At 67.0% G+C, this 23,296-nt stretch carries 21 protein-coding genes and 1 pseudogene; 14 read left to right on the forward strand and 8 right to left on the reverse strand.

Annotation, left to right across the window (positions count from 1 at the left end):
* Positions 1 to 137: 137 nt before the first annotated feature.
* From CV755_RS16125 to CV755_RS16135, 3 genes are all read right to left on the reverse strand, one after another.
* Positions 138 to 1,331 (reverse strand): alpha/beta hydrolase family protein, encoded by a 1,194-nt coding sequence (locus tag CV755_RS16125; RefSeq protein WP_164503294.1) that lies wholly within the window; start codon positions 1,329 to 1,331, stop codon positions 138 to 140.
* 270 nt (positions 1,332 to 1,601) lie between these two features.
* A complete protein-coding gene (locus CV755_RS16130; RefSeq protein ID WP_153068679.1) occupies positions 1,602 to 2,216 on the reverse strand; it encodes a hypothetical protein in 615 nt (204 codons plus the stop codon).
* A gap of 197 nt (positions 2,217 to 2,413) precedes the next feature.
* Positions 2,414 to 5,881, reverse strand: coding sequence for an ALF repeat-containing protein (locus tag CV755_RS16135; protein WP_153068680.1), 3,468 nt, complete (start codon positions 5,879 to 5,881; stop codon positions 2,414 to 2,416).
* Positions 5,882 to 6,291: 410 nt separating this feature from the next.
* Here CV755_RS16135 and CV755_RS16140 point away from each other — a divergent pair, with 410 nt between their 5' ends.
* From CV755_RS16140 to CV755_RS16150, 3 genes and pseudogenes are all read left to right on the forward strand, one after another.
* Positions 6,292 to 6,810: a hypothetical protein gene (locus CV755_RS16140; RefSeq protein ID WP_241561236.1), complete on the forward strand. Its 519-nt coding sequence runs from the start codon at positions 6,292 to 6,294 to the stop codon at positions 6,808 to 6,810.
* A gap of 101 nt (positions 6,811 to 6,911) precedes the next feature.
* On the forward strand, positions 6,912 to 8,480 hold the full coding sequence (locus CV755_RS16145; RefSeq protein ID WP_161968707.1) for a S1 family peptidase: 1,569 nt from the start codon (positions 6,912 to 6,914) through the stop codon (positions 8,478 to 8,480).
* 109 nt (positions 8,481 to 8,589) lie between these two features.
* Positions 8,590 to 8,874, forward strand: a pseudogene (locus CV755_RS16150) (cytochrome P450); the annotation flags it as partial.
* 23 nt (positions 8,875 to 8,897) lie between these two features.
* On the opposite strand, the gene CV755_RS16155 reads toward CV755_RS16150, so the two are convergent.
* Positions 8,898 to 10,112, reverse strand: a complete 1,215-nt coding sequence (locus CV755_RS16155) for a helix-turn-helix transcriptional regulator (protein WP_109280944.1) — start codon at positions 10,110 to 10,112, stop codon at positions 8,898 to 8,900.
* Between the two features lie 169 nt (positions 10,113 to 10,281).
* Between CV755_RS16155 and CV755_RS16160 the strand changes: the two genes are divergently transcribed.
* From CV755_RS16160 to CV755_RS16170, 3 genes are all read left to right on the forward strand, one after another.
* Entirely contained in the window at positions 10,282 to 10,488 is a 207-nt protein-coding gene (locus CV755_RS16160; protein WP_109280945.1) for a hypothetical protein, read from the forward strand.
* A 179-nt stretch (positions 10,489 to 10,667) separates the two neighbouring features.
* The gene (locus CV755_RS16165) at positions 10,668 to 11,252 is read left to right on the forward strand and encodes a hypothetical protein (RefSeq protein ID WP_109280946.1); all 585 of its coding nucleotides are present in this window, start codon (positions 10,668 to 10,670) and stop codon (positions 11,250 to 11,252) included.
* 69 nt (positions 11,253 to 11,321) lie between these two features.
* Positions 11,322 to 12,244 (forward strand): IS5 family transposase gene (locus tag CV755_RS16170; RefSeq protein WP_422070496.1). Its coding sequence is split into 2 segments (ribosomal slippage): positions 11,322 to 11,717 and positions 11,720 to 12,244, totalling 921 coding nucleotides; the frame shifts between segments, so codons are not numbered across the junction.
* Here the strand turns inward: CV755_RS16170 and CV755_RS36185 are convergent.
* Entirely contained in the window at positions 12,241 to 12,420 is a 180-nt protein-coding gene (locus tag CV755_RS36185; protein WP_241561237.1) for a hypothetical protein, read from the reverse strand. The genes CV755_RS16170 and CV755_RS36185 overlap by 4 nt on opposite strands.
* A gap of 671 nt (positions 12,421 to 13,091) precedes the next feature.
* Between CV755_RS36185 and CV755_RS16180 the strand changes: the two genes are divergently transcribed.
* Genes CV755_RS16180 through CV755_RS16190 form a run of 3 tightly spaced genes read left to right on the forward strand, consistent with a single transcriptional unit; the run spans position 13,092 to position 14,895 of the window.
* Positions 13,092 to 13,712 (forward strand): DUF6230 family protein, encoded by a 621-nt coding sequence (locus CV755_RS16180; RefSeq protein ID WP_109281899.1) that lies wholly within the window; start codon positions 13,092 to 13,094, stop codon positions 13,710 to 13,712.
* The gene (locus tag CV755_RS16185; RefSeq protein ID WP_241561238.1) at positions 13,703 to 14,212 is read left to right on the forward strand and encodes a DUF6114 domain-containing protein; all 510 of its coding nucleotides are present in this window, start codon (positions 13,703 to 13,705) and stop codon (positions 14,210 to 14,212) included. Before CV755_RS16180 ends, CV755_RS16185 begins: the two co-directional genes overlap by 10 nt.
* Positions 14,212 to 14,895, forward strand: a complete 684-nt coding sequence (locus tag CV755_RS16190) for a hypothetical protein (RefSeq protein ID WP_109280947.1) — start codon at positions 14,212 to 14,214, stop codon at positions 14,893 to 14,895. The genes CV755_RS16185 and CV755_RS16190 overlap by 1 nt, the downstream gene beginning before the upstream one ends.
* Before the next feature lie 67 nt (positions 14,896 to 14,962).
* Here the strand turns inward: CV755_RS16190 and CV755_RS16195 are convergent, their stop codons facing one another.
* The gene (locus CV755_RS16195) at positions 14,963 to 16,990 is read right to left on the reverse strand and encodes a bifunctional glycosyltransferase 87/phosphatase PAP2 family protein (protein ID WP_193553412.1); all 2,028 of its coding nucleotides are present in this window, start codon (positions 16,988 to 16,990) and stop codon (positions 14,963 to 14,965) included.
* Positions 16,991 to 17,958: 968 nt separating this feature from the next.
* A complete protein-coding gene (locus CV755_RS35155; RefSeq protein WP_164503295.1) occupies positions 17,959 to 18,099 on the reverse strand; it encodes a hypothetical protein in 141 nt (46 codons plus the stop codon).
* A gap of 445 nt (positions 18,100 to 18,544) precedes the next feature.
* On the opposite strand from CV755_RS35155, the gene CV755_RS16205 reads away from it, so the two are divergent.
* From CV755_RS16205 to CV755_RS16225, 5 genes are all read left to right on the forward strand, one after another.
* Positions 18,545 to 19,465 (forward strand): helix-turn-helix domain-containing protein, encoded by a 921-nt coding sequence (locus tag CV755_RS16205; RefSeq protein WP_241561239.1) that lies wholly within the window; start codon positions 18,545 to 18,547, stop codon positions 19,463 to 19,465.
* Positions 19,380 to 19,562 (forward strand): DUF397 domain-containing protein, encoded by a 183-nt coding sequence (locus tag CV755_RS36190; protein ID WP_241561240.1) that lies wholly within the window; start codon positions 19,380 to 19,382, stop codon positions 19,560 to 19,562. Before CV755_RS16205 ends, CV755_RS36190 begins: the two co-directional genes overlap by 86 nt.
* Before the next feature lie 201 nt (positions 19,563 to 19,763).
* Positions 19,764 to 19,982: a DUF397 domain-containing protein gene (locus tag CV755_RS16215; RefSeq protein ID WP_109280951.1), complete on the forward strand. Its 219-nt coding sequence runs from the start codon at positions 19,764 to 19,766 to the stop codon at positions 19,980 to 19,982.
* Between the two features lie 161 nt (positions 19,983 to 20,143).
* On the forward strand, positions 20,144 to 20,473 hold the full coding sequence (locus CV755_RS16220; RefSeq protein ID WP_241561241.1) for an antibiotic biosynthesis monooxygenase family protein: 330 nt from the start codon (positions 20,144 to 20,146) through the stop codon (positions 20,471 to 20,473).
* Positions 20,474 to 20,554: 81 nt separating this feature from the next.
* Complete coding sequence (locus CV755_RS16225; protein ID WP_193553413.1) at positions 20,555 to 21,061, forward strand: GNAT family N-acetyltransferase; 507 nt, start codon at positions 20,555 to 20,557, stop codon at positions 21,059 to 21,061.
* A 19-nt stretch (positions 21,062 to 21,080) separates the two neighbouring features.
* Here the strand turns inward: CV755_RS16225 and CV755_RS16230 are convergent, their stop codons facing one another.
* A complete protein-coding gene (locus tag CV755_RS16230; RefSeq protein WP_109280952.1) occupies positions 21,081 to 23,147 on the reverse strand; it encodes an MDR family MFS transporter in 2,067 nt (688 codons plus the stop codon).
* Between the last annotated feature and the right edge of the window lie 149 nt (positions 23,148 to 23,296).

A 23,296-nucleotide genomic window follows, 5' to 3' on the forward strand; every position in this document is an offset into this window, starting at 1 on the left:
TCACCTCGGGCAGCAGACCGAGCGCGTCGTAGCCCGCTTCGCCGCGGCCAGTTCGCCTCCCGCGGCCAACTGGCCGCGGCCATCGGCACCTTCGTCCTAGCCTACGACGAACGCCGAAGGGTCAACGCGGCGCCGCACTAGTGCTGGAAGAGCACTTCCGGATTGTTCGGCGAGGGGCCGTCCAGCAGCGGACTGTGGATCCCCTTCAGCGTCCGGTCGAAGAACGCCTTCACATACTCACGCGTGATCACGATTCCACGTTCGGGGTCGAGGGGCGGCGTCGGGAATCCGGCCTGCTCCTCGAGCAGGTCCACGTCGGTGAAGCTGGGGTGGTTGGCGCCGGTGACCGCCAGCCACTTCTTGTAGCCGCCGAGGGCGGCCCAGGTGTGCTCCCAATCGGTGTAGTCGTCGCCGGGCGCGGAGTCGGGCACCTCGCCCAGCATGAGGAACGGCCGGTTGATCTGGCCGGGCATCGGGACCGGGTAGAACGTGCCGTCCATGTTCACCCCGGCCCGTACTCGCGGGTCGGCGATCATCGTGGTGACGGCCGCCGCTCCGCCGATGGAGTGTCCGGCCATGCCGATCTTGTGCTTGTCGATGAGGTGTGCCAGGCGCCACGCGGTATTGCCATGCGTCAACTGGTCGATAACGAAGGACATGTCCAGCGCGCGGCTGGCGGTGACCGTGTTCATATCGCGGTGCGGGTCATCGCAGATCGCGCACGGCGGCGTCTGGCCGTTCGCCAGCGTTTCGCCGCTGTCCTCGTGGGTGGGGCCGACGAGCGCGACAACGTAGCCGTGACTGGCCAGGTCGGTCGCGAGCGAGGTGAGCACCATGCGCGGGTCCCCGAATCCGGGTGAGAGGAGCACCAGCGGATGCTTGCCCCTCTGCGGCCGCGCGCCGTCGAAGGCGTGAGTGGTGACGCTGGAAAGGTTCTGCGGGGTGATGCCGTAGTTCGCCGGTATCTTCGCGCGCTGGATGTGTCCGGCTGCCTCGGCGAGGGTCATATAAGGGGCCGGAGTCCCGGTCCCGGGCACGGCCGGGTAGACCATGGTGACGGTCAGTTGGCGGGGGCCGGATGACGGCACCCACGGGTCGGGGCGGTTCTCGTCGGTGAGGTGGATGATGTCCTCGCCTGCGGCGAATGGGCCGGTCGGCGCGGGGAGCCTGCCGTGGAAGGTCGGCGTGGGCGCGGTGGCCGTGGCCGGTCCGGCGTCGAACGCGTGCGTGGCCGACGGTGTGGTCGTGGCGGCGAACCCGGCGCCGGTTCCGGTGACGAGGGCGGCGAGCGCCAGCGCCGCGACGGCGCTGATACGGCGGTTGCGTTTCATGGGATCGACGCTAGGTTCCGCAGCTCCGCACCGAATCAGCCCGTCGATGCAAACATTCCGGTGTTGTTTGTGTCGTTCGTAGCCCCCGCGAGGTACCGGAGTAATCCGCCGGGAGTATGTCGTGCGGCGCGGGGTTCCCTTCACCGGCATCGTCGAGCGCCACCTTCGTCCTGGCCTACGACGAACACGACGCCAAGCCCTACCACTGGACCTACAACGGCAGCCCACGCCAAGCCGCATGAATCCCCGAAGGATCAACACGGCGCTGCACTAAGGGAGTCGTACGGCCTCAAGCCAGTCGTCCGCAAGTAGGTCCAAGATGAGTGACTGATCCCCGAAGACTTGGGTGGCACTCATGTCCCAGTCGGTCAGGACGTACCAGGACTGGTCCTTGGCCCACCACTGTGCAGGAAACTTCAGAGAGACTCCGGAGTGCGGGTCTTCGCAGATGTCATAGTGAGCCACCCCTTCCCGAAGAGCGCCCTCATGGGCTACGACGGTTGGGCGGACAAGGTCTTCCACATAGGCCTGAGCCCAATAGCACTCGGTGTCCAAGCCCTCGGCACTGTGCCTGGCAAGGACCTTGACCAGCCGGGCCAGACTCTGCCGGTCCGGTTGCCCTTCACTGGGAGCGATCGCCTCGGGCGACCGGAATCGCCCTTGGAGGACTCGCCAGTTCGGATTTCGCTGCCAGGCTTCCCAGCTCTGGCCCATGCTGGTCACTTCGTCACGCCAGAGAACTCGGTCAGCTCCCCGGTAGGCGGCGTGGAGAACCCAGCAATTGTCCGGATAGTTCTCCGGCTCGTAACCCGTCAAAGCATCATCCTGTTCCAGGAGCGGGCGCATTCCGCCCATCGGGTCGCTGTCCGGTACGGGTTTCAGCATGAGACCTTCTCGCAATGGGTGATTGGACACTCTGGAAATCGAGGGACCGCACGGGCAGTTGCCACAGTTGTGAGTGCGTTTCTTTGGCTTCAGAAGCCTCATCCCTGCCGGGTGGGTGGCGCCCCCTGTGTCAGGAGGCGCCACCACATTCACCGTCTGGGGCTCTTGGACCGGCCGGGGAGATGCTACTTCATCTGCTACTCCCCATGGTATTTCTCGAAGCCGAACTCCTGCTTCAGATCTCCGGTCACCTCGACGGTGGGATCGAAGTCCCTGCCTTTTTCCTTGCCGCTCTTACTGTAGCTGCGGTACTGCACGTTCCCGCTGTCCGTGGACCAGACCTCAATCTTTCCCTTGCCGGGAATATCCCTGGTGATGTCCGGCTTCCCCAGACTCTCGTGGAGACCCTTTCTCAGGTCCAGGACGTGGTTCTGCTCGATCATCCAGACGTCACCCTTGTCGTTCCAGCCGAAGGGCTTACCGTCCTTGCCGAGAAGGACCTTGCGTGCACCTTCGATGCGCTCCGCAGCCCGGCCGACCCTCGTCCCGTGGGCGATGTCATCGACGAGCTTGGCGTACTTCTTGCCCTTGAAGACCTTCCCCGGCCCGACGGCCGCCAAAGCCCAGAGGCACGGCGACCAGGCAGGATCCGAACCGCAGTCGGCAACGTCCCCGGCTCCGAAGAACTCGGCCAGGATGTAGTCCATGTCCTGGTAGCAGCGCGGATCGAGTTGACGCCAACCGGAGCACTTCTTCGCCTGCTCCTTGGCAAGCTTCTCGATCTCGTCGTTCAGCCGCCGCTCTGCTTCGGCTTGGTCCTTCTCCCTCTGCTCCCGTTCCGCGATCTCCTTGGCCCAGGCTTGGATGCGTTCCTTCTCGCGCAGTTCCGCAACGCGGGCTTTGGCCTTCGCCGCCTCGACTTTGGCGGCGGTAGCGTCCCTGCCTGCCTGCTCGGCGTAGGTGCGTGCCTCAGCGGATGCCGCGTAGGCATCGTTCGCCTGCTCGCGTGCCCACGCCGCCGATGCTTCGGCTTCGTCGGCGTACGCCTCGGCTGCCTCGGCATCCTTGGCAGCCGCCGAGGCTGCGTCACGGGCGGTCCTGGCCGACGCGGCGGCCTCAATTGCTGATGCCGCAGCCTCCTTAGCGGACTGGTTGGCCTGCGCAGCGTATTCCTTGGCCTTGCCCGCCTCAGACTTGGCCAGGTCAGCGGCTTGCTTTGCCTCTTGCTCGGCCTTTTTCGCGTTGGCCGCGGCGACTGCGGCTTCGGCCGAGTTCTTCTGCGCCATCGCTGCTGCGACAGCGACCTCTGCAATGAGTTTCTTGACCACAGCCACGTGAGTGGCGGTCAAGTGGTCGGCACGAGCAGTCATGTACTGCCCGACCTGGATGAAGTCGTGCAGTGATGCTGCTGTGCCCTCGAGCGCGACCTTCGCGGCAGCCATGGTCTCGGGACCGCCGTGGGCCATCAACTGAGTTGCGGTCAGGCGCTCGTCGGTCTGCGCGGCTATGTACTGACCCTCGCCGAGGAACTGGCGAAGTTTGGCCGCTGAGCCATCCTTGAGTGCGTCGCGAGCCGCCTCCTTGAGGTACTGTCCGCCGTTGTTACCGATCTGGGTGATCCGCAAGCGATAGTCGGTCAGCGCCGCCTCATGCTGACCAATGCTCAGGAACTCGCCAATCTGCTGAGCACTGCCCTTGAGAGCCTGTTCGGCGGCTTTCCTGATCGATTCGAGACCGCTCTCCCGGGCGAGGCGCTGTACCTCGGCGCGCTCGTCCTCTTCCGTCGCCAATTGCCAGCCGGCGAGGACGTATTCGCGGACATCGTTATCGGATCCGGAGAGAGCGGCCTTGGCGGCAGCCTGACTCCAGGGACCACGGGTCTTGAGAGCCAGGAGTGCAACTTTGCGGCCCTTGGTGACGACCTCGTTCTGATCGGTTCCTGGCTTGGCAGCCTCCGCTGCCAGGTGTGCAGCTTCGTCGTCCAGCTCCTTGCGCTCCTTGACAGCGACTTCCGCCGCCGCCTTGCGCTGTTCCTCATCGCGCTTGAGGGCCTTGGCCCGCTCCATCCTAGTTTCGGTCCGGGCCTGAAGCTCCTCGGCCTCAATCTTCCGTGCGACTTCCTGCACCTTGTTAGCGGTGATCACAGCCGTGTTCGCCGCATCGGCCGCTTCCTTGGCCTTCTGTGCGTGGACTTTCGACTCACCAGCCGCCTTGCTCGCCTCGCCGGCGTGCTTGGCTGCCTCTTCGGCTGCCTTCGCGGCGTTCTCGGCGTGCTGGGCAGAGGAGTATGCCGCCTGTCGTGCCGCCGCAGCCGCATCTGCGGCTTCGTAAGCCAGTGTCCGAGCCCGCTGTGCGGCGCGGGCCGCGGCCTTTGCCTGGCTTCGCGCTGTTGCCGCCCATTCCCTGGCCTCGGCAGCCTTGGCTCCGGCTTCACCGGCGTAAGCAGCGGCTTCGTCAGCTGCGTCGGCGGCTGCGTCAGCGCTGGCTGCCGCGTTCGCGGCCGCATCGACCGCGTTGCCAGCGGCGCGCGAGGCATTCTCTGCCTCCTTGGCTGCGTCACCGGACTTTTTCGCCGCCTCCGCGGCGTTGTGCGCGTCCTCGGCTGCTTTACGTGCGGTCGCGGCACTACCCGCGTCTATCGCGGCGTCCGCTGCGGCGCCACGTGCACGTGATGCCGCCTCGGCCGCGGCGGCAGCGGCTGCGGCTGCCTGTGCTGCGGCGTCGGCAGCCCTGCGTGCCGCGTAGTTGGCGGCCTGTGCGGCGCCAATGGCCTCCTGTGCTGCTGCCGCAGCGCTGGCAGCAGCGTTCGCCGCTTGCTTGGCGGCCCCGGCTGCACGGGCGGCATCCTTGCCCGCGGCCTGAGTCTCGGCAGCGGCAGTCTGCGCTGCCGTCTTGGCGGAAGCCGCCGCCCTTTCCGCCTTCTCGGAGGCCGCCTTGGCGGCCTCCGTCTGACGCTTGGCCTCCTCGCCCGCTTCCTTTGCCTGCTGGGCCAGTTGTCCGATGCCGGCACGCTCCTGGTCACGGTTTCGTGCGATGTACTGGCCGACCTCCAGGAATTCACGGATGCCGAGAATGGATCCGCGAAGTGCGGTCTTGGCGGCTTCCTTGGTCGCCGGACCGCCGGAGCTCATGATCTGCGTGACATGCATCCGGTCGTCGTTGTCACGGGCTGCATATCGTCCGTCGTCCAAGAACTTGCGGACGTCATCAATGGAGCCACGCAGTGCTGCATTAGCGGCTTCTTTGACGACCGGGCCGCCGGCGTTCCCGATCTGGGTGACCTGCATGCGCTGGTCGGTCTCCAGCGGCGCCTTCCACCCATCCTTGAGGAAGGAACGCAGTTCCTCGGGGTGCGCTGATGAACTGTTGAGAGCCTTCAGCGCTGCCTTGTGCAGTGAAGGACCGCCTACGGTTCCGAGCCGCGTTGCGTCCATGCGGTCATCGCTGATCTCAGCGAAGTCCTTCTCGCGTTCAAGGAAACGACGAACGTCAGCGTCAGTGCCCGTCAAGGCCACTTCTGCCATTGCTCTAACTGCGGGGCCACCCTTGGTCCAGAGCTGTACGAGACGCCCGCGGTCGGTGATCAGCGGAAGGTCAGCGCTGTCGTCTTCATCTCCCGAAACGTTGGCTGCAGCAGCCGGATGCGCTCCTAGCAGACCGGCCATTAGCGCCAAGGGAAGCAAACATAGGCACAGCAGACGCGTGCCAATCCGCCGCCCTTCATGGGTCAAGTATAGGTCAAGTCTCACTGCTCAGCTTTCCTCCGAAAATGGGCGCCAGTAGCTCGGCGCCGCGAGAGCATAGCCGGGAGGAAAATGATCTCGCCCGACGGGTTCCCGTCTCAACTGCCTTGCAGAACAGGCGGTTCGAAGAGGCGTCGCGGCATGTCGCTGGTCGGGCTGGTGCGTCGGCGACGCTGGCGCTGCCGATTCGAGATCGTGCCATTGGGTACGTTTCGATGGTCAAGATGTATCAAAGCACACGGGGTGGTAAGTTGCCCGGCGGCCGTTAACCTTTGCCAAGGCATTACGTGCTGCTTCCTGTCTGTGTCTTGAATCATGAAGGGACCCCCCCGGTGAGACTTCGCGCACGTAGGGCGCTTTTTGCCAGCGTCGTCGTGACTGGCTGTGCCGTCTTCGGCATCACGACACATGGAACTGCTGCTGCCATCGGTGGTGCCGCGGAGTCGGCATCGCCGCCTTTCGCGGTGGAGACCTTCGAATACCCGAACGCCGCCAAGATCCTTCAGGAGCAAGGCATCGCGCTCCGCTCGGGTGACGGTCACATCCTGCTGGCTGATTGCAAGGTGTCGGCTGACATCCAGGTCTTCACTTCGCAGGATCACCCGGGTCAGACGGATCGCGGCAAGTACTGCTTCAAGGTGACGGGCAGCGGTAAGAGCGGCTACCTCAAGTTGGAGATCCCCAAGGTCTTCAACGTTGCTACTGGGGATTACGCGGTGCGGGCCAGCGTCACCGCCGAAGGCAAGACGCAGACCGTGAATGTGGCCAAGAACGACTTCGAAGCCGTCGGTCAGGGTGTCGACCCCAAGGCCCAACCGACTGTTCTGGTCGAGCTGCGCGTTACTGGCTGATTCAGCCAGGGCTCGACGTGACGCACTTTCCAGCTCAACAGCACCGGGGTAAGCCCCAGAAGGATACAAACATGCCTGCCATACGTTCGCGCACAACGTGGGTGACCGGACTCCTCGCATCCGCTGTCGCGGCCAGCCTCATGACTGCTGCCCCTGCGAACGCCGTCAATGGCTCGACGGCCAAGGACGGCTCATACCCGTTCATGGTCAAGCTCGACATCGGTAGCGGCGAGCGCAGTTGCTCCGGTGCCCTGGTCGAGCAGCAGTGGGTGGTCACCGCCGCCAGTTGCTTCGCTGAAAAGCCGACCCAAAGCCTTGAGGTCCCTGCCGGTGCTCCCAAGCTGAAAACCACCGCCATCATTGGCCGGGCAGACCTCACCCGTGACACCGGTACTGTGGTCGACGTTGTGGAGCTCGTGCCACGCTCCGACCGCGACGTGGTGATGGCCAGGCTGGCGAAGCCGGTCATGGGCACCATGCCCGCCGGTGTCAGCACAAGTGCGCCACTCCCGAGCGAGGACCTCTGGGTCGCCGGTTACGGGCGCACCAAGGACGAGTGGGCGCCCGACCGGATCCACTACGGGAAGTTTGGTGTGGGCTCGGTACAGGGTTCCGACGTCACCCTGACCGGCAAGTCCGACGATGCTGTCGTATGCCAGGGTGACACCGGTGGCCCCGCGTTCCGCGAGATCGGCGGACGTTACGAGCTCGTTGGCGTCAACAGCCGCTCCTGGCAGGGAGGTTGCCTCGGTAGCGAGAGCGAGACCCGCAAGGGTGCTGTCGATGCCCGCGTCGACGACATCGCCGGGTGGATCCAGTCCGTCTCGTCCCGAACGCTCCTGGCACGCTCCCAGTGGAAGGACGCGACGTACCTGGCATCCGGGTACTTCACCGGGCCCGACAACGGCAAGCGGCGCATGGACCTGTTCGTCATCTGGAAGGACGGCAAGGCCAGCCTCTTCCAGGGTGCCGACCACGACGACCCCAAGCAGCCCTTCTCTGCTGAGCACCAGATCGAGAAGCCGGGCAGCTACTGGACCAGTGCCCGTGCCATCACGGGCGGCAAGTTCACCGAGAACGGTTCCGATGGCATCACCGTGCGCTGGGCCAACGGAAAGGTGTCGACGTACCTGCACGTGGACCAGACGGGCGTCCACGACGAGGTCACCCTCCGTGCGGGCGGCGGCGACAACCCGTTCTGGAAGAACGCCCGACTCATCACCGCTGGCCGGTACACAGAGAACTCCCTCCGCGACGACCTGCTCGTCATCTGGGAGGACGGCTCGACCTCCATGTACACGGACATCGGCACCAAGGGACTCAGCGGCTGGGTGCAGCTGACCAAGGCCGACAGCGGCTGGAAGAACGCCGTTCAGATCAGCGCCGGTGAGTTCGCAGGCAAGAAGACTGCCGACCTCGTCATCCGCTGGAACGACGGCCAAACCCAGATCTTCCCTGGTGTCGATACTGCCGGCTACCACGGCAGCCGCATCAGCATCCGACCCGTCGGCTCCGCATGGAAGAACGCCGAGATCCTGACCGTGGGTTCGTTCGTGTCCCGGTCCGACCACCCGAACGACGTCCTGGTTCGGTGGAACGATGGCAACCTGAGCTACTACCCGGGCGTTGACACGGCTGGCACCCATGGTGAGGTCCAACTCGTGGGTTGAGCCTGGCAGGTTCCTTATTTCGGCCGTCACCCGCCTTGACGGCGGGCGTGCCCCCACAAGATTGTGGGCAACGACTTGGAGCGGTGAGGGCATGGGCTGGGGGCGACGTGAACACGTCGCCCTCTTCCATGCCTCCGCCAACCGCGACCCCGAGGTCTTCGACTCCCCCGACACCTTCGACATCACCCGCGACCCCAACCCCCACCTGGGCTTCGGCGGCGGCGGCCCGCACTTCTGCCTGGGCAAGTCCCTGGCCATCCTGGAGATGGACCTCCTCTTCGCCGCCATCGCCGACACCATGCCCGACATCCAACTCGCAGGCGAGCCACGGCGGTTACGGTCGGCATGGCTGAACGGGATCAAGGAGATGCGGGTGCGGTACGGGGGCGGGTAGGGGGGGCTCCCCGAGGGGGCTGATCACTCAGCAGAGGTGAGACCTTGATACGCCTCTCGCAGGTCTGACGCCTCGGGCAGTTGCCGCGCCTCCACAGCCTTGACGACTTCCAGTGCGCGCCAGTGATTCGACGGGACAACCCGCCCGGACAGCATTGCTTTTTGCGCCGCATCACAGGCTTCGTCCAGGCGGTCGCCACCAAGAAGCGCCAACGCCAGGTCAATGTTGGCCGACGCCACCCGCCGGGGCCACTTGCGGATGTCATCGGCAGGAGCCAGGCGGGCAATCACTTCTCTCGCGTACGCTTCTGCGGCTGGATCACCCAGCCACGCGAGCGTTGTCGCCGTGTAGGACAGCAGCTTTCCGGGGTCGTACTGATAGTGGTGCTCGGTTCCCTTTCGAGGAACGAGAGAGGATGCCATGCGTTGGACCCGGTCAAGGACCGCATAGGTGGCTTTCTCCCCGAGCCGGGCCCTCGACCTTCCTTCCTGGGCGGTTGCCTGAATGGCGACTGAACTTCCCGCAGGGGCCAGCGCCTGCGCAGCCTGGGACAGTTCGACCGCACGGGAATAATCGCCGTCCGTCAGGACACGCCACGCCTCCGTCTCCAGACACCAAGCCTCGATTTCTCGGTGTTCGGCGTGCTGGGCAAGCGTTGCTGCGGTCCGCAGGCGCGCGGTAGCGGCTTGTTCCTGGCTGAGATCGATATGCAAGGTCGCACCAAAGAGCTGAAACCACCCCCCGACAATGAAGAGCCGGCGTTGTTCCGCAAGGGTCATCCGCGCATCCATCAAATGCGAGATGTATGCAGAGTGCTTTCGCACGCGCTCCATCAGCTCTTGCGGCGGAGATACCGGATACGCCATCGCCAGATCATCAAAGGCCTCTTCCAGCCGTCTGAGCGTTTCCGAACCCACGTCACTGGCAGCGACTCTCCGAGCCAACTCCAGGGCCTCGATTTCATCCTCAGTCTCACAGTGACCATTTGAGGTCCATGCGACAGGCGAATACGCCGCATTCAAGGCATCCGGAGCCAGCAACTCATCCAGTTCACCGGCTGCGAGGTCCAAAACCTTGATGATTTTGGGCCGTTGCCACGGCTGAGGGCCATATTCCCCGCTCTCCCAGCGCTGCACTGTTGAGCGATCCACGCCCACTGCTCCCGCAAAGGCCTCTTGGTTGTACCCGCACGCCTTCCGGCGTTCCGCGAATCTCCGCCTCCTGCTGAGGCTCGCCATGTTGGACCGTCCCTCCGCCGTTCGGACGCCACCGCCCTGGTCAGCGTAGCCAGTGCGGCAGGGCTGCGGCCCGACTGCGGCCTTTCTGCCGTGGCAGACCCCAACGCGGCGCGCTTACCTGTCGGTTGAGCCCGGCAACCGGGCGCACGTCGTGAGGAGTGAGCGGGAGATGAGCAGCAACGTTGCAACGCTCGTGGGTGAGCTGGTCAACGACGAGGCGACGGGGCGCATAGGCGTCCTCACGGCACTTGACGACGAGTGGACCGACCCCGCCGCGCCGCGCCACCAGCGCCGGGTACAGCGGGTCGCGTTCATCAGGCCCGTGGGTGGCGGCCGGGAGTGGACGACGCACCCGGAACTCGTGAGGCAGGCATGATGCGCACTGTGGCCTTCATCGGCATCGCCCTATCGGCAACCCATTGAGACTCCCGCCCCCTTGCTTGACGGCTCGGTTCCGCCTGCGCCACGGCGGGAGAAGACGGCAAGGGGGTGGGCACAGACCCGCCCAACGAGAGCGGGACCACATATGCGCACAACCGAAAAGGAGAGTGCGAAGTGAACGCCACACCTTCCCTGCCCGCACCTGAAAAGGTGGCGGGGCGAGCACAGGAGATCCTGTCGGCCATTCTGGCCGACCCGGAGTTCGATGCCTTCGCCGCTGCGTCCCTCAAGTACGACGAGGACTGGTCGTGCTTCGCCGGCGCCCCCGTCATCAGCAGGTACAACCAGGAAGCGGACAAGACCCCGCTTCTCAACGAGGGCCTTCGTGCCCTCTCCCTCAAGGCGGCTGTCTTCGAGATGACCGGCGACGAGCAGGCATCGGAGATTCCCATCGCGATTCCGGTGGACGAGATGACCCACGCAATGATCGCGCAACCGCGCCTGCTCGCACGCATCACACAGCGGGCCGGCATTCAGGTCATCCACCAGACCGACCAGGAGCACACGGACTACCAGACCGGCGACTACACACACCAGGCGTACAAGCTCGCATGGGGTGATCCACCTGAGCGCTACTGGATCGATCACGAAGAAGCACAGCGACGGCTGGACATCCTCCGCGAGAAGTACGAGGCTGCGGGCTTCCTGAACATGGGGCAAGCCCACGTCATCGACTTCGGGGAACTGGTCGCCGCGTAGCGACTAGGCAGTGTCTGATGGCTCTTGCCTGTGCGGTGGATCTGTCGCCGTTGCGGGCAGGAGCCTTGCATGGTGCGGCGGCATGAACTGACCAACGCTCAATGGGAACGTATCGCTCCGCTGCTGCCTGAAGTAGGTGGGCCGGGTGGGCGGTGGGCCGATCACCGCACGGTGGTCAACGGAGTGCTCTACCGAACCCGGACCGGGATTCCCTGGCGTGACCTGCCCGAACGCTACGGTCCCTGGCAGACCGTGTACGAGCGCCACCGCCGCTGGTCGGCCGACGGCACCTGGTCGAAGATCCTGCGCGCACTGCAAGCAGACGCCGACGCCACCGCCCGGGATGCGGACGGCTCCTGGGCCGTCAACGCCGATTCCACCACCTGCCGGGCCCACCAGCACGCGGCCGGGGCACCCCGCCGGCCCCCGGCCGACCACCCGCAAAAAGGGGCGGCGCCCGTGAGGATGCGGAGGGGCGTGAGGCCCTGGGACGCTCCCGGGGCGGACTGACCTGCAAGGTCCACCTGCTGGCCGACGACCGCTGCCGGCCCCTGGTCTGGCTGACCTCACCCGGCCAGCGCGGGGACAGCCCCATGTTCATCCCGCTGATGCAGGCCCTGAACGTGGCACGCACCGGGACCGGGCGCCCGCGCACCCGCCCGGACCGGGCCCGCGGCGACAAGGCCTACTCCAGCCGCGCCAACCGCAGTTACCTGCGACAACGCCATATCAAGGCCACGATCGCCGAACCGGACGACCAGCGGGCCAACCGCCTCCGGCGAGGCCGGGCCGGAGGACGCCCTCCGGCCTTCGACCAGGCCCAGTACCGCCTTCGCAACACCGTGGAACGCTGCGTCAGCAAACTGAAACAGCACCGGGCCGTCGCGACCAGATACGACAAACGCGACTACATCTTCCACGGCACTCTGGCCACCGCAGCCATCGTGATCTGGCTCCGCGACCTCACCAAAGAGCCATCAGACACTGCCTAGCTGAGTGCGCGGCGCAGCGCCGCGATGACGTCAACGTCCGGGAAGACGCGGGGAACCTCGACGGTGGCCTGCTCGATGAGCCCTTCGAGCAGTATCGGCGCTGCGCTATGCAGCAGTTCGCGCAAATACGGCACCAACTCGGCTTCGCTGGCAGGCCATTCGATCTCTGTCGTCAACGAGGCGTTTTCGCTCTGTACCGCCCGGCCGGAATCCCGACCTTCTCCGGGTGGACGCAGACCGGGACCCCCCCAGCGGTGTAACGGTGGCCATCCGCAGGGTTGAACGGGCACTCCTTCGTCGGCCGCTCGAACACGTCGAACTCGCCAAGAGGGAAGCGGCGTGAAGGGCAGATACCGCACGTCGAGTGCTCTGCGTCGGCGCTCACAAATGGCTCAGCCATGAGCCGAGCGTAACCCCGCCCACTACGCGGTCCGTCCCACACGAACAGACATGCCCAGGCCCCTGCCCGGTCGGCCCTTGAGGCCCAACAGCCGGGCGGACCGTACCGCCGCAGCTTCGACCGCTCCGGGCTCACCGTGGACGGCGACGGCGGGCCCGGCCGCCGGACAAGCCCATACGCAGAAGCCCTTCAGCAGCTGGCAGCAGGCCACAGAAAACGTCAGTCTCACTAACCCCCAGACGCCCCAACTACCCATAGACGCCCCAGAATTGGTCCGTACCCAACCCCTTGTCTTGGGCCATCCGCACACTTACTCTCGGGTACACCTTTCTGGGGCGGCATGTTCGCACAACGCACGTTCGGCCGCATCGAACCCCTGATGCGGCAATTGCAACCGGCATGCCGCTGGGCCGCGTTGTCGCACCGCTCATCAAGGGGACGGACGAGATGAAAGACGCTCAGGGCAGAGAAGTGACGGGTCGCGTCAGATGGCGGAAGTTCGCCGTGCTGGCGGTGCCGGGGTTCGCGGCGACGGCCGCGTTGGCCGTGGCGCTGGCACAAGGGGCGCTGGCGGCCTCGTTCGCCGTGTCGGGGCAGGAGTTCAAGGTCACCGCGAAGAGCCTGGACGGCGACGGCTTCGTCCAGTACGGCGGCGTGGACCGGACGGTGCGCAAGGAGCTCGTACCGGTGGCCGTCACCGCCATCAAGCACGCCAAGCTCACCGACATGTGCCAGTCGGTGGTGACCCACCTGGGCCCGCTCGGCGACATCACGCTCAAGCTGCACGCGGGCGGGGGCGGCAAGCCCGCCGAGGCCACCGATCTGTTCGTGGATGCCACCCAGCTCTCCGGTGACGCCTCCTTCGACGACCTCCAGCTCGGCCAGGACGCGTCCACCCTCAACAAGGGGCCCAAGACCGCCCAGGGCATGCAGGACGCCTTCGGCCAGCAGTCCACCCATGTGAGCATCACCGGCCTGCACCAGACAGCCCGGGCCACCAACGCCGGTAAGTTCACCCTCGCCGGGCTGAGTCTGAACCTGTCCAAGGGCGCCGACGAGTGCAAGTAAGCGCTGCCCCGGCCCACGGGCGGCGTCATCCATGGCGGGCCTGGCGGCAGTGGCGCAAGGGACGCCCCTTCTGGGGCGGGCTGTTCGCGGTCTTCGCGGGTACGGAGATCTGCTCACTGCCGCTGGCACCGCTGAAGATCATGCTCGCTCAGGGGATCGCCGGCATTCCCTCGGTCCTTATGGGACTGGTGATGATCCTGATGGGCCTGAGCGCCTGGTTCGCCCCCGGCTACCGGGTGTTCGCCGGGATCGTCACCGTGATGTGCGCGGCCGCCGCACTGGTGATGTCCAACCTGGGCGGCTTTCTGATCGGCACCCTGCTGGGCGTGATCGGCGGCAGCATGATCTTCGCCTGGCAGCCGTACCCTCCGCCGGAAGCCCAACCCGAAGGACCCGCACCCGGCCCCACCGGCCCCATTGAACAAGCACCGGACGACGACCGGCCCACGGCCAGTACGCAACACCCACAGCAGCAACTTCCCCCCAAGGAGTCGCAATGATGAGTGTGCACAGATCCCGCACCCGCGCCCTGCTCGCCACCGGCGCCGGACTGGCCGTCACCGCCGCGCTCACCCTGGCGGGCACCGCCAACGCCCGTACCGCCGACGCCGCTTCGACGACCGTCGGACCGGCCGGGCACTCCTTCGCCGCCACCCTCAATGGCACGGCCACCTTCACTGCCGGAAGCGTCACCGTCACCTGTAACACCTCCAGCACCGCGCCGGTCAGCGGCAGCAGCAACAACCAGATACCGGCGGCGCCGGGCAACAGCAACTCGGCCGGTCCGGTGGCCAGTTCGCTCAATCCACCGGTCTACTCCGACTGTTCCACCAATGTGCCCGGTGTGGATGCCTCGGTGACCACCTCCGGCACCTGGGGCATCTCCGTCCAGAACGGACCCTCGATCACCGCCACCTTCACCATGCCGTCCGGCAGCTTTGTGCTCCAGACCACCGGCCTGGCCACCTGCACGGTGACCGCGGCGCCGAGCGGACCGGCCAGCTTCGACTCGACGTTCACCAATGGCACGCCCTCGCAGATCAGCGTCTCCAACGCCACCATCCCGGTGTCCGTCACCGGCGGCTTCGGCTGCCCGACCGCGGCCACCACCTCGACCTTCAACGCGGTCTATGACGTCACGGATGTCACCGATCCCTCGCAGCAGATCACAGTGGGCAGCTGACGCCCAACCGCCGCGGCCAGGGCCCCGGTTGGCCGTTCAGCGGCCGGCCGGGGCCCGTACACACGTCTCAGCGGCCGGCCGGCAGCGGTTCCGCCGCGTCGCTGGGCTCGCGGGCCCCGGGCAGCTTGGCCAGGGCCTGCCGGCCGGGGCCGGTGAGGGCGTACTGGATGGCGAAGCCGCAGGCGACCACCGTCGCGCCGCCCAGCGCGTCCAGCACATAGTGGTTGGCGGTGCCGACGATCACGGTGAAGGTGAGCAGCGGGTAGAGCATGCCCAGCGCCTTCATCCACGGCTTGGGCGCCACCATGGCGATCACCACCCCGCACCACAGCGACCAGCCGATATGCAGCGAGGGCATGGCCGCGTACTGGTTGGAGAGCTCGGTCAGCGCGCCATAGTCCGGATTGTCCAGGTCCTGCGGCCCATTGGCGGTGTCGATAAAGCCATGGCCCGGCATCAGCCGCGGCGGGGCCAGCGGGTAGGCCCAGAAGCCGATCAGCGCCAGCAGGGTGGCCAGGGCCAGGGCGGTGCGCGCCCAGCGGTAGGTGGCGGGGCGGCGCAGATACAAAAAGCCCAGCAGCGACAGCGGCACCAGGAAGTGGAAGGTGCCGTAGTAGTAGTTCATGCCGTCGGTGAGCCAGTCCACCCCGGCCACAAAGTGGTTGAAGCCATGCTCGACGTCCACATGGAGAAACTTCTCGATACCGAGGATCTGCCGGCCGTGGTGCTCGGCCACGCTCCGCTCATCCGGGGCACTGCCGCGGATATACGAGTAGACGAAGTAGCCCACCCGTATCAGCATCAACTCCAGCAGGAGATTGGGCCGGTTGAGCGGGCGGCGCCAGAAGCCCAGCAGCGGGACCCAGGAGAACCTGCCGGGCTGCGGCTCGGCGAACGGGGTGGGCGTGGGGCGGTTCCAGGCCGCCGAGCGGCAGGAGAGGAAGGGCACCAGACAGGCGGCGGCCAGCGCCGCCAGCAGCGGGGCGTTGTCGCCGACCGGGCCCAGCACCGGGTTGTCCGGCACCAGCACCCGGCTGGTGAGGGTCATCACCAGGACGACCAGGACCGGCCAGACCATCCGGTCCGCCCGCCGCTTGCCCACCCGGCCGCAGACCGCCAGCAGGAGCCACAGCTGCTGGTGCTGCCAGGCGGTGGGCGAGACGGCCACCGCCACACAGCCGGTGATGGCGGTGGCCAGCAGCGGCTGGCCGTCCCTGGCGTAACGCACCGCCCGGCGCAGGCCGGTGACCGCGACGGCGGCGGCCAGCAGGAGGTAGAGCGTGACCTCCACGGGGCCGTGCAGGCCGATGCGCAGCAGCAGTCCGTGCAGTGACTGGTTGGCCAGGGAGTCGGGCTTGTCGCCCAGACCGGCACCGGCCAGATGGTGCACCCAGTAGGTCCAGGAGTCATCCGGTACGGCCGCCCAGGCCAGCGCGGTGAGCGCGGCAAAGGTGGCCCCGGTGGTGACGGCGGCGCGGCGGCGGCCGGTCAGCCAGAGCAGCGGGACAAAGAGCAGGACGGCGGGCTGGAGCGCCGCCGCCACACCGATCAGCACCCCGCCCGCGTGCCCGGAGCCACCCGCCAGGCGCGGCAGACAGCAGGCGAGCAGCACCAGCAGCACTGGAATGATGCTGGTCTGGCCCAAGTTGAAGGTGTTGCGTACGGGCAGCGAGAGTACGGCTAGGATCACCGCGACCGGTGCGGCCAGCAGTCCGGTGCGCCGGGACACCGGCCCCGGCAGGGCACGGGCGGCGACCAGGGCGAGGGCGACCACGAGTAACAGCGTGCCGAAGGTCCAGACGATGCCCAGACTGTGCTCGGCGGCGGCGGTGAGCGGTTTGAGCACCAGGCCGGCGAAGGGCGTGCCGGTGAACTGGTCGGTGTCATAGAAGGAGCCGCGTGCCCGTAGGACGCCGTGATCTCCTATCCAGGAGGCGAGATCGGTGAAGCGGCGCTCCGGCGGCCGCCGGAGTACCACCGCGGCCTGACGGGCGGCCAGCAGCACGGCGACGAGCCATAGCGCGGCCAGCGCCACAACGGTCCGCGAACCCGCCCTCGGCGGACTCGCCAGCCCGCCCCGCTCTGCATTCGCCACGCCCCGCCGCTCCTCCAGTCGCCCAGCTCGGTCGCACTCGTCGGGCCTTACGAGACCTTACTGAGTCCTCGGGGACAGACGCAGGTCACCCCCCGGTCACCTGACGCCGTTCGGCGGCGTGGCCGGAATGCGACGGCCCGGTATGCGGGGCGTCCGGCGCCCCTCACCCACCGGTCACCTGCGGCTCGTCCCGGCATCGGCTCACCCGGGCGTTCGAGGGGCGGTGTTGACGTTGGCCGGTACTGATCCCCGGCCGGGCGCCGGCTTCCACCGCTCTGCGGCAGGATGGGCCCCGCCCGGCGCCTCAGAGGAAGGCACACGGACGGGGCTGGGTGTCACACAGGTGGAAGAGCATCCGGCGGAATGATCGGCGTACCGCTCGTGTGCTCACCCAGGCAGGGTGGGCGCTGCTTGCAGAAGAACCCCCGCCCCCGGCAGGCGAGGCACTTGTGGGGCGCCATCATCTCGCCGGGCTGACCGGAGGCGTTGACGTAGAGCGTCGGGGACTCGTAGGTGCCCCTGCCCCTGCATCCCTTGCAGAGGTGATGGGGGCCGGGGCAGGGGCCGTCAGTCATGACCGGGTGTTGTCGTCAACCCAGCCAGAGCCCGCACACGTGCTGCACTGCTGCTCTTCGTACTCCGGGCCGCCGGGGTTGTCTTCCATGTTGTGGTGGCGCTCCACCTGGATGGTGCCCCGGCCGCCGCACATGCTGCATTGAGTGGCCACTGCTGGAACCTCGCATCTCTCATGTTGGTGATGATGCTCTTGCGGTCCGTGCATGTCCCTCGTTCGCGGATGGCTCCTCCTTTCTGCGTAGGAGCCCTTGGCGACTCGGCCGATCTCGGCGGCCTTTGCCGTGTCACCCCGGAGGGCGGCAGCCATCCTCGACGCCGCCGGCGTGGTGCAGGATTCACAATTCAACTTTTGAGGGGTGGAGTTGGCGCCGTCCAGCAGCGCTCGGCGGGCGTCAAGAGTGCGCCTCCCGCAGGTGCCTGCCCATCAACACAATGCAGTCGGTCACCCTGCTGACATCGCCCCGCTCCATCGCCTCCCGGCGTTCGGCCTTGAGCCGGTCACACTCGGCGCAGCGCCTCGTCTCGGTGGGCATGCCGTCGGGCGTCAGCACGTGTACCCCCGGCGGTTCAGCATCATTACGCGGGCTGCGAGGTGCTCGCTGGGAGTCGCGCGCCGGTACGTGGTGGTGTACCAGGGCGTGCCACCGTCCGGCGGGCACAGCGTGACCTCCGTGCCGTCCCAGCGCATGACCTGCCCCGTGCGTCCGGTGGACGTGTCGATGACCCACTCTCGGAGCCCCGGAACCCAGGTGGCGGCACTGTTCGGTCCGGCCGTGAACTGCCCTTGCTCGGGTCCACGCTGCGCGTTCACGAGACACACACCATGGGTGGTAGTCGGTGTCATGACGTTCTTGCCTCCATGTGTCCCGCTCATCCCGGGCGGGCATCAACCGTGAGGCTCAGCTTCCATCCACACTGCTGGCGCTGACCAGGCTATTTTGTAGTCCAACTGCGTTTGGAATGTGGGGAGTTGAACGTATGAGCGAACCAGAGCATCCAGCGGTGACCTTTGGCCAGGAGATCAGGTACGCCCGCGAAACGCGCGGTTGGTCACAGGCAACGCTTGCCGACAAGCTGTGCTGTCAACAGCCATACGTCAGCAAGGTGGAGCGGGGGGCTCAGCTGGCAAGTGCCACCTTCGCCGAACAGTGCGACAAGGTGTTCGGCACGCCAGGCGTGTACGCGCGCATGCGGGAGCGGGCGGCGGACGCGGGTAACCCAGCGTGGCTGGTCCCGTATCTCCAGTTGGAGCGGGAAGCGGCAACTGTCTGCGACTACTCGCCCGTTCTGGTGGCGGGCATACTTCAAACCCCGGAGTACGCGGAAGCTGTCTACCGCTCGGCTCGTCCGGACGACTCGGTACTCAGCATCAAGCAGCGCGTAGAAGACCGTATGCGGCGCAAGGAAGTGTTCGACAGGCCCAACCCTCCGTCGTTCTGGGTCATCCTGCAAGAGGCTGTGCTGTGGTCCGGCCTGGGCGGCGCTGACGTGATGCGGGGACAACTTGAGCATCTGGTCGCGGTGTCCGAGCATCCATCCATCACGGTTCAGGTGCTCCCCTTTGGCGGCACTCCTGTGAGGGGAACGCCGTTTATCTTGCTCAGGCAACAGGACGGGACCGAAGTCCTGTATGCGGAGAACTACGTGCAAGAACAGGTGCATGACTCGCCGGAGGCGATTGCCGAAGCACGGGCAACGTATGAGCGGCTACGTGCCAACGCCTTGTCCCTGCCCGATTCCCTCTCCCTCATTCGGCACGTCATGGAGGCATACAGACATGAACACCACCCCCGACCTCACCCACGCGATATGGGTGAAGTCCAGCTACAGCGACGGCAACGGCGGAACCTGCGTCGAATGGGCCCCCACATTCGCCTCTGGCATCGTCCCCGTCCGTGACAGCAAGGCACCACACGGCCCATTCCTGGCCTTTCCTGCGTCGTCTTGGTCAACCTTTGTGAACGGCGTCCAGAACGGCGAACTCCCCACTGCCTGACACTTGTTACCCCGGCCCCGTCCCCGCCGCACAAGGGCCACGGGGCCCCTCTACACCCGCAGGCACAGCCGGCGGGGGTCTTCACGACTCAGAGGCAGCGGTCACCGAAGCGCGGGCAGCATACGAACGCCTACGCGCGGATGCCCTGTCGCCTGCTGACTCTCCGGCCCTGATACGGCAAGTTATGGAGGCATACGCCCAATGAGCACCACCCCCGACCTAACTCGCGCGATATGGGTGAAGTCCAGCCACAGCCAAGGAAACAATGGGCAATGCGTCGAATGGGCCCCCACATTCGCCTCTGGCATCGTCCCCGTCCGTGACAGCAAGGCGCCGCACGGCCCCGCTCTGGTCTTCTCTGCGCTGTCCTGGTCGTCGTTCATAAACGGCGTCCAGAGCGCCGAACTCCCCACTACCTAACCCTCTCCCGCGCCACCCCGGCCCCGTTCGCGCCGTACAAGGGCGACGGGGCCCCTCTACGCCCGCAAGGGCCGGCCGGCATCGCGCTTCTTCGGTTGCCGGATGTAGGAGACTGCTCGCACGTGGTCCAGGTCATGGACCCCAGTCCCCAGAGGTGTCATGTGTCCAGTGTCGTAAAGATCAATGTGCTGACCGTTCCCGCCGAACAGCGCGAGGTGCTGGAGAAGCGCTTCGCCTCCCGCGCCGGCGCGGTGGAGAACTCGGACGGCTTCGAGTGGTTTGAGCTGCTGCGTCCGGTGGAGGGCACCGACCAGTACCTGGTCTACACCCGCTGGCGCAGCGAGGAGGACTTCCAGGCGTGGATGGAGGGCCCGATGAAGGCCGCCCACCAGGGCGGCGGCGAGGGTGCGCCCAAGCAGGCCCCGGCCGCCACGGGTTCCACCCTGTGGTCGTTCGAGGTGGTGCAGCAGGCGGCGCCCAAGCAGGGGTGAGTTCACAGATGCGGGGCTGAGCACCCCAGCGGGCCCGGGGCGGCGGAAACTTCCTGGCACGGCAAGGGAGTTCGGGGGAACATGCGCCGCATGACGCCGTCCCCCTGGGCCATCGCCCCGCGCCCCGTATCCGACCCCGTCTCCGCCGCCCTGCTGCGGGAGTACCTGGTGGATGTGGCCGACCGCTGGTACGTCCTGCACCATGGCCGCACCAGCACGGCCGAGGAGATCGAGCGGCATCTGGCCGAGGATCCGGGCGACGATCTGGAGCCGCCGCGCGGCGTGCTGCTGGTGGCCGAGTACGGCGGCCGGGTGGCGGGGTGTGCCGGGCTGCGGCGGCTGGACGCCGGGACGGCCAAGGTGACCCGGGTGTTCGTCCGCCCGGAGCGGCGTGGGCTGGGCGGCGGGCCGGCCCTGCTGGACGCCCTGGAGGCGGTGGCCCGTCAGTGGCGGGCGCGGCGACTGGTGCTGGACACCCGGCTGGATCTGGTCCAGGCCCGCGCGCTCTACGCCCGGCACGGCTTCACCGACATCCCGCCGTACCGGACCGGCCCCTATAGCGAGGTGTGGCTGGGCAAGGAGCTCTGAGCGGCCCTTGCCCGGTGGCTCAGGGGTGCCGGTGGTTGGCGGGCCTGGTCTCGCCCTCCCCGTCATGCGGCTGCTCTGCGTCGGATCCGCACAGCTCCCTGCACAGCTCCTTGACCAGTTTGTCGAGGTCCTGGGGGCGGTCCGGGGTCCACCAGTCGCCCAGCAGTTCGGCCAGCGACTCCTCCCTGGCCCGCAGCAGGCGCTGGGCCTGCTGGTCGCCCTCCTCGGTGAGACGGACCTGGAGGCCCTCGCGGATGACCAGGCCGCGGCTCTCCAGCTGCATATCGGCCTCCGTGATGGCCCTTAGGGGTACGTCCACCCGTTCGGCAAGCAGCGCCGGTTCCACCGACCCATAGCGCTTGGTGCGCACCAGCAGCCAGCTGGCGGCGGGCAGCAGGTCCAGTCCGGCCCGTGCGGTGATGTCCTGGTAGATCTTCTTGCGGCCCTCCCGGCTGCTGAGCACTGACAGCGCCCGGGCGACCTCGTCCCGGGAGGAGCGTTCCACCGGGTTGCTGGAGACCACCTCGCTGGCCTCGGGGGCGGTGACGCTGGCCCGCAGCGGCTCCTCGCGCAGCATCCAGGCCAGCAGAAAGGCCAGCACTCCCACCGGTGCCGCGTAGAGGAAGACATCGGTAATCGAGGTGGAGTAGGCGTCCAGCACCGCGCCCCGGACGGCGGGCGGCAGCTTGGCCACCGCGCGGGGGTCGGCGCTGAGGCTGCCGGGGGTGACGCCGGGCGGCAGCCGTACCCCGGCCAGGGCGTCGGCGATGCGCGGCCCCAGCTTGTTGCTGAAGATCGTGCCGAAGATGGACACGCCGAAGGAGGCGCCGATGGACCGGAAGAAGGTCGCGCCCGAGGTGGCCACGCCGAGGTTCTCGTAGCCCACCGAGTTCTGCACGATCAGCACCAGCACCTGCATCACCAGGCCCAGCCCGAAGCCGAAGACAAAGAAGTAGACGCTCATCACGGCGGTGCTGGTGGCGGGGGTGAGCTGGTGCAGCAGGAGCAGCCCGATGACCATCACTCCGGTGCCGGCGATGGGGAATACCTTGTACCGGCCGGTGCGGCTGACCAGTTGGCCGGAGGCGGTGGAGGAGATCAGCATCCCGGCCACCATGGGGAGCATATGCACCCCGGAGAGGGTGGGGGTGACCCCATGGACGACCTGGAGGAAGGTCGGCAGATAGGTCATCGCCCCGAACATCGCGAAGCCGACGATGAATCCGATCACCGAGCAGAGGGTGAAGGTGTGGATCCGGAAGAGGTTCAGCGGCAACACCGGCTCGGCGGCCCGCCGTTCGACCACGATAAAAGGCACCAGCAGCAGCATGCCCAGCACGCCCAGCAGAATGATCTGCCAGGACTCCCAGGGGTAACTCACCCCGCCCAGCGAGGTCATCAGCACCAGGCAGACGGCCACCGCGGCGATCAGGGCGGTGCCCGGGTAGTCGATACGGTGCGGGGTGCGGCGGACGGGTATGTGCAGTACGGCCGCGATCACGGCCAGGGCTATCACGCCGACCGGCACATTGACGTAGAACACCCAGCGCCAGCTGAGGTGGTCCACGAACAGCCCGCCGAGCAGCGGACCCAGCACACTGGTGCCGCCGAACACGGCGCCGAACAGGCCCTGGTAGCGGCCCCGGTCCCGGGGCGGCACGATATCGCCGACGATCGCCATGGACAGCACGATCAACCCGCCGCCGCCCAGGCCCTGGAGCGCCCGGAAGCCGATCAACTGCGGCATATTGCGGGCCACTCCGCACAGCACCGAGCCGATCAGGAAGATCACGATGGCGGTCTGGAAGAGCTTTTTACGGCCGTACTGGTCGCCCAGCTTGCCCCAGAGCGGGGTGGCGGCGGTGGAGGCCAGCAGATAGGCGGTGACCACCCAGGAGAGGTGGGACAGCCCGCCCAGGTCGCTGACGATGGTGGGCAGGGCGGTGGAGACGATCGTCTGGTCCAGCGCGGCCAGCAGCATGCCGAGCAGCAGGGCGCCGATGGCGACCCGGACCCCGCCCTGGGTCTGCCCCTCGCCGGGTGCGGCCTGCGCCGCCACCGCGCGGTCCGGGGTGTCCTTGGCCATGGGACCTCCTCAGTGCGGCCGGGTGCGCCCGTTGTATGAAGCGCGCCGGTGCGTGCGGGCGTGCGCTGTGCGACACCTCAGCTCCATCTCAGGTCCATCCTGAGACGCTCGCCTGCCCACGGCCCGCCGAGGTACGCCATCGGCCGTCC

Source organism: Streptomyces orinoci (genome assembly GCF_003121295.1).
GTDB lineage: Bacteria > Actinomycetota > Actinomycetes > Streptomycetales > Streptomycetaceae > Streptomyces > Streptomyces orinoci.